The sequence below is a fragment of the Rahnella inusitata genome (assembly GCF_965118895.1).
Classification (GTDB): domain Bacteria; phylum Pseudomonadota; class Gammaproteobacteria; order Enterobacterales; family Enterobacteriaceae; genus Rahnella; species Rahnella inusitata_A.
In genome coordinates this window covers 1-3,689 of sequence record NZ_CBCPJJ010000039.1, presented here as the reverse complement: position 1 = coordinate 3,689, position 3,689 = coordinate 1, and the positions used below count along the sequence as shown (strand labels likewise).

The 3,689-nt window shown below is 46.2% G+C and carries 3 protein-coding genes and 1 tRNA gene; 3 read left to right on the top strand and 1 reads right to left on the bottom strand.

Annotated features, from left to right (window positions below; genetic code table 11):
- Positions 1 to 127 precede the first annotated feature (127 nt).
- Together murB and birA are read left to right on the top strand one after the other, a co-directional pair.
- Positions 128 to 1,165, top strand: a complete 1,038-nt coding sequence (gene murB / locus ACMHLI_RS23320) for a UDP-N-acetylmuramate dehydrogenase (protein WP_413531454.1) — start codon at positions 128 to 130, stop codon at positions 1,163 to 1,165.
- Complete coding sequence (gene birA / locus ACMHLI_RS23315; RefSeq protein WP_413531453.1) at positions 1,162 to 2,121, top strand: bifunctional biotin--[acetyl-CoA-carboxylase] ligase/biotin operon repressor BirA; 960 nt, start codon at positions 1,162 to 1,164, stop codon at positions 2,119 to 2,121. The genes murB and birA overlap by 4 nt, the downstream gene beginning before the upstream one ends.
- 46 nt (positions 2,122 to 2,167) lie before the next feature.
- On the opposite strand, the gene coaA is transcribed toward birA, so the two are convergent.
- A complete protein-coding gene (coaA, locus tag ACMHLI_RS23310; protein ID WP_112169354.1) occupies positions 2,168 to 3,118 on the bottom strand; it encodes a type I pantothenate kinase in 951 nt (316 codons plus the stop codon).
- Between the two features lie 476 nt (positions 3,119 to 3,594).
- Here coaA and ACMHLI_RS23305 point away from each other — a divergent pair.
- Positions 3,595 to 3,670 (top strand) — tRNA-Thr (locus tag ACMHLI_RS23305).
- Positions 3,671 to 3,689: the final 19 nt, after the last annotated feature.

Below are 3,689 nucleotides of genomic sequence, written 5' to 3'. Positions count from 1 at the left end.
GGGATTTGACAGCCATTGAATCGGCATCTTTCTTTCCATGCCCTCCCGACTGCTGATAAAACGCTGCGCCAGAGGTTATCGAATCAGTTAAACTATGCACAAATAAGTCACTCATGAGTAATATGTTATGTCGACTGACGACACCTCGCTTCAATCCCTGAACACCTTTTCTTTAGCTGCACATGCTGCTGTCATTACGCATATAAATAATACAACTCAGCTGATAGACGCATGGAAAAAGGCGCAAGAAAAACAGCAGCCATTTCTATTGTTAGGCGAGGGTAGCAATGTTCTGTTTCTTGAAGATTTCACCGGATCTGTTGTTCTGAACAGAATCAAAGGTATTGAAGTGACGGAGAGAGCAGATGAATGGCTATTGCACGTCGGTGCCGGGGAGAACTGGCACCAACTGGTATGCTTCGCTCTCGAAAATAATATTCCTGGATTAGAAAATCTCGCATTGATCCCGGGCTGCGTCGGGTCTGCACCGATTCAGAACATTGGCGCCTACGGCATTGAGCTGCAAAGTGTCTGCCACTATGTTGACGTCTTAGACATGCAAACGGGCAAGATAATCCGACTTCAGTCAGATGAATGCCAGTTTGGATATCGTGAAAGCATCTTCAAACATGCATATAAGGACGGTTATGCCATTGTCGCTGTAGGTTTTAAGCTGACTAAGCACTGGCAACCTAAGCTGACCTATGGAAATCTCACTAACTTTGATCCTCAAACGGTCACAGCACGCCAGATTTTCGATTCAGTGTGTGCAATGCGTTTGAGTAAACTGCCGGATCCCGCTATTACCGGTAATGCTGGCAGTTTTTATAAGAATCCGACGGTTGATGCAGCCATCGCTGAAAAGATCCGCAGCGAATTTCCTTCCATGCCATCTTACCCTCAGCCTAACGGGCAGATAAAACTAGCCGCAGGCTGGCTGGTTGAACAGGCGCACCTTAAAGGGTTCAGTATTGGCGGAGCAGCCGTGCATCAGAATCAGGCGCTGGTGTTGATCAACAAAGATCACGCAAGCAGTGCTGATGTTCGTGCGTTGGCAAAACATGTACGAAATACCGTTGCTGCGAAGTTTGGCATCTGGCTCGAACCAGAGGTTCGTTTTATCGCCGCCGGTGGTGAAGTGAATGCCGTGGAGGCGCTGTCATGAAAGATATTACGGTTCCCCTGCATTTAATTTCTATTCTGGCCGACGGTGAATTCCATTCTGGTGAACAACTGGGTGGTGCAATGGGAATGAGCCGCGCCGCCATCAACAAGCATATTCAAACGGTGCGCGACTGGGGTGTGGATATTTTCACTGTACCCGGCAAAGGATATAGTCTTCCACATCCAATCCAGTTATTGGATGAAGCTAGAATTCATTCTATGCTGCCGGCGGGCCGCGTAAATGTTCTGCCCGTCATTGATTCTACCAACCAATACCTTCTCGACAGGATCGGTGAACTGAGCTCGGGGGATGCTTGTGTTGCTGAATACCAGCAGGCCGGACGAGGACGTCGAGGAAGAAAATGGTTTTCGCCATTTGGCAGCAACCTCTATCTTTCAATGTACTGGAAACTCGATCAAGGTCCAGCTGCTGCAATGGGTCTCAGTCTGGTTATTGGGATCGTAATGGCTGAAGTCCTTCAGCGGCTTGGGGCTGAAGACGTAAGGGTAAAGTGGCCTAATGACCTTTATCTCAAAGACAGAAAGCTGGCCGGTATTCTGGTTGAACTGACAGGGAAAACCGGGGATGCAGCACAGTTGGTTATCGGTGCCGGCATTAACCTTAAAATGCGCGAACCAGCAGCGGATACCATTAATCAGGGCTGGATAAACTTGCAGGAAGCGGGTGTCAATATCGATCGCAATGAGTTGACAGCAATGCTACTGAAAGAATTACGTGCTGCGTTATTACATTTTGAGAGAGAAGGACTGGCACCCTTTATTAGTCGTTGGCGTGGCTTAGATAATTTCCTCGACAGGCCGGTGAAATTGCTGATCGGCGATCAGGAAATTCATGGTATTGAACGTGGGATTGATCAACAAGGCGCTTTATTGTTAGAACAGGATGGCATAATCAAGCCTTATATAGGTGGGGAAATATCTCTGCGCGGGCGATGAAATAAAAAAAAGGAGAGCCGTGGCTCTCCTTGTCAATTCTGGTAACCTACTTTCTCAATCTGACATTTTCAACCGCGTGGTTAGCACTCTTGGTCAAAATGAGGCTTGCCCGCTCTCTCGTTGGAAGGATGTTTTCCTTAAGATTCAATCCGTTGATCTCGTTCCATAACTGTGTTGCGATGTTCACTGCCTCTTCTTCCGGCAACTTTGCATAATGATGGAAATAAGAGTCCGGATCGGAAAATGCACCCTGACGGAATTTCAGGAAGCGGTTGATATACCAGCCCTGTAATAAATCTTCAGGTGCATCAACGTATATTGAGAAATCGACAAAATCTGAAACAAATACCCGATGCGGATCATGAGGATAGTCCATGCCGCTTTGTAAAACGTTTAGTCCTTCAAGAATAAGGATGTCTGGCTGTTCAATAACTTTATTTCCCTCTGGAATCACATCATAAATCAAATGCGAATATACCGGCGCGGTAACAGTTTTCGCCCCAGATTTTACTTCGGAAACAAAATTGACCAGCTGGTGCATATCGTAGGACTGCGGGAAGCCTTTCTTCTTCATGATCCCACGCTCCTGGAGCGTCTTATTGGGATATAGGAACCCATCAGTTGTGATCAGTTCCACAGAACGATGTTCTGGCCAGCGGCTTAACAGCGCTTGCAGAACGCGCGCCGTGGTGCTTTTCCCTACAGCTACACTCCCTGCAATACCAATGACATAAGGGATCTTCTGGCCATCAGTGCCCAGGAATTGCTCAAGTACAGCCTGCCGACGCAGGTTTGAACTGATATAGAAATTTAGAAGACGTGAAAGTGGCAAATAGATTTGAGCCACTTCTTCGAGGGATAAGTCCTCGTTGATGCCTTTGAGGTTCACCACTTCCGCTTCTTTGAGCGTTAACGGCACTGAATCACGTAAAGCAGCCCACTGTGCACGATCGAACTGCAAGTAAGGCGTTGCCAAAGATGGGTCTCTTTTTTTCATAAGTTAAAGTCTGCCTGTTAGCGCAGGTCAGGATAGGCGCTCACGCCAACTCCAGACAGTAAACCAGCAGCATATTATAGACAGCTTCGTTTTCAGGGGAGACCTTTTTCTTATAACTTAACGATTTCTTTGATTGAGTTAAAATTTTTTTAAGAAAGTAGTGTAAATGAAAAAGAACGATAAGAAAGAGGTGCCGGGTACATACCTGCCGGGTTAAAAGTGAGAGCCGCTATGTGTAAAGTCGATAAGCGCTTGTCAATTTGTCACCTATTTTTATTAACTCAGTGATAAAAAGCCAGAGAAGCCGATATTTTCCTGTGAAAGGATTGCGCGTTATTTGGATGTTATTTGCACGGATATAGGGATGAAAGAGGGAAAAACCCTATTTTTTGAATAAAACATGAGCTAAGAAGCAATTCATGCAATTTTTTAGTTGCATACCCCGCAAAGTCTCCCTAGAATGCGCAGCACTTGATGCCGGCATAGCTCAGTTGGTAGAGCAACTGACTTGTAATCAGTAGGTCCCGAGTTCGACTCTTGGTGCCGGCACCAATCAAGTACTTAACAATTA